Source organism: Gemmatimonas sp. (assembly GCF_044345575.1).
In the GTDB taxonomy this organism is placed as follows: domain Bacteria; phylum Gemmatimonadota; class Gemmatimonadetes; order Gemmatimonadales; family Gemmatimonadaceae; genus Gemmatimonas.
The window spans coordinates 1-2,509 of the sequence record NZ_JBIJAW010000437.1 but is presented as its reverse complement, the minus strand read 5'-3'; the positions used below and the strand labels follow the sequence as shown (position 1 = coordinate 2,509).

Genomic DNA, 2,509 nt, shown 5'->3' with positions numbered 1-2,509 from the left:
AGTTGGCACACCTTGATGCACGGGGAGGTCGCGGGCGCAGCCCCAAGCGAGGGCGGGGCCGGCGGCGTGGAATCGGCAGAACGCGACATTCCCAAAGCTAGCATGGGGACAAGGCCAGCCGATTGGCCCATCCCGGGTGGGTTATGTTTCATGGATGCTTCCAGTTTTTCTGGCGCTCCTCCAGCAAGTGAGCGGCCCGACCGGTAATAGCCCCAATGTCGCCCCCGACCCTGTGCCCGCCGAAGCGCGGGCATTCTCGGGGCGTGCCCGTGAACTGTCCGCGCAGGCCCCGCGCCTGCAGGGACCGGTCACGATCGATGGTGACCTGACGGAGCCCGTCTGGCGGCAGGCGACCATCCTCAAGGACTTCACGTCGTACAGCCCAGTGGATGGCCGGCCGGCGCAGGACAATACGGAGGTCCGGCTTTGGTACGCCGAGGACGCGCTGTACGTGGGAATTCGCGCGTGGGCGCCGCCGGGTACCGTGCGTGCGACGCTCGCCGAACGCGATCGCATCACCAGTGAGGACTGGATCGCACTGCATCTTGACACCTTCCTCGATCGGCGGCGCTCGTTCGTCTTTGCCGTGAATGCGTTCGGCGTGCAGGCCGACGGCATGCGCAGCGATGTCTCGGCCGGCCCCGGCGTGTCGCGCGCGGCGCTGCAGGCGGTGGATCTGTCGCAGGACTACATCTGGCAGTCGAAGGGGAAACTGCTCGACGATGGCTTCGCGGTGGAGCTGCGCATCCCCTTCAAGTCCATTCGCTTTCAGTTCGCGTCGACACAGGATTGGGGTGTGCAGGTGGTCCGCCAGACGCAGCGCACGGGCTATCAGGACACGTGGGCGCCCACGTCGCGCGCGTTGCAGGCGTTCACCCCGCAGGGTGGCTTCCTGCGCGGACTCACGGGGCTCAAGCGTGGCCTTGTCCTCGACCTGACCCCCACGTCGGTCACCTCCACGACTGGCACGCCCACGGGCGGGAGTGCCACGGGCGGGAGTGCGCCCGGGGCATGGCGCTACGGCACGCGTGGTGAGTTCGGCGGCGACGTGCGCTGGGGGATCACCTCCAACTTCACCGTGAACGCCACCGCCAACCCGGACTTCAGTCAGGTGGAGACGGACGTGGGGCAGATTCCCGGTGACGTGCGCTTTGCCCTGTTCTTTCCCGAGCTGCGGCCTTTCTTCGTGGAAGGGAGCGAGCAGTTCGATGCGCCGAACCGGCTGGTGAACACGCGTTCCATCGTGCAGCCGCTCGGCGCCATCAAACTCACCGGCAAGATTCCGCGCACCGACGTGGGGTTGCTGTCGGCCATCGATGCGCCCAGCAGCGGCCGCGACGGGCGCACGAGCCCGGTCTTCAACATCGTGCGCCTGCGTCGCGATCTCGGTGAGCAGAGCAACGCCGGCATCGTCTTCACCGATCGCACCGAGGGGGCGCGCTTCAACCGGGTGGGTGGCGCCGATGTGCGGCTCCAGTTTCGGCGTGTCTACAGCGCCGACCTGCGCTTCGCTGGCAGCCTCACTCGCGACAGTAGCTCCCAGACGGGCTCCCTGTGGGAAGTGGGGCACGGCCGTACCGGGCGCGGGTACGGCTATCGCTACAATGTGCAGGGGATCAGTCCGCAGTTCCAAACGCAGACGGGGTTCGTGAATCGTACCGACTTCGTGCGGGCGCAGATCAATCAGCGCTATACGCTGTTCGGTAGACGCGGTGGCTGGTGGGATCAGCGTCAGCATTTCGTGAGTGCCAGCACCCTCTGGAGCTACGACGCATTCAATCGGCGCGAGCGGCCGCTGGAGACGCGCGTGTCGTTGGACAACTCCATGACGATTCGCGGCGGATGGCGTGTGAGTGTGACGCCGGAGTGGCAGCAGATCGGCTTCGATGCACGTCGTTACGCATCGTATGCCGTACTTGCTCCGAACGGTCGTGACATCACGAGTTTCACCCCGAGCGCAGCGCAGATGACCACCACCGCCGCACTGGCGGTGAACACGCCGCAGTGGCGGCGGGCTGGCGCCACGCTTACAGCGACCGCGGGCACTGAGCCCGAGTTCTTCGAGACGTCGACCGTGAGGCGTCGTGAGGTGGAGGCACAGGTCGATCTGCGCCCCACCTCACAGGTGCGCATCGGCGCATTGCTGCGGTACCAGCGTTTCGTGCGCGAACGTGACGGGAGTGAGTTCAGCACGCAGGTCGTACCGCGGCTGCGTCTTGAATATCAGTTTTCGCGCGCGCTCTTTCTGCGCTTCATCGGCCAGGTGGAGTCGCGTGATCGCAGTGCGCTGCGCGATCCGCGCACTGAGCAGCCGCTCTATCGTCGGGCGGGTAACGGCACGGTGTCGCTGCAGGGGGCGCGGCGGTCGTTGCTCGGTCGCGCCGACTGGCTGGTGAGCTACCTGCCGAGTCCGGGGACGGTGGTGTTCTTCGGGTACGGAGCGGGGCTCGATGCCACGGAGACCATGCGTCCCGGCGAGGCCCGTCGCACGAGCGACGGGGCGTTCGTG

At 66.8% G+C, this 2,509-nt stretch carries 1 protein-coding gene; it reads left to right on the top strand.

All coding sequences use genetic code 11. From position 1 onward, the window contains the following. Positions 1-154: 154 nt before the first annotated feature. The coding region (locus ACIQ6O_RS16350; RefSeq protein ID WP_396208834.1) for a DUF5916 domain-containing protein at positions 155-2,509 on the top strand (2,355 nt) is incomplete at its 3' end.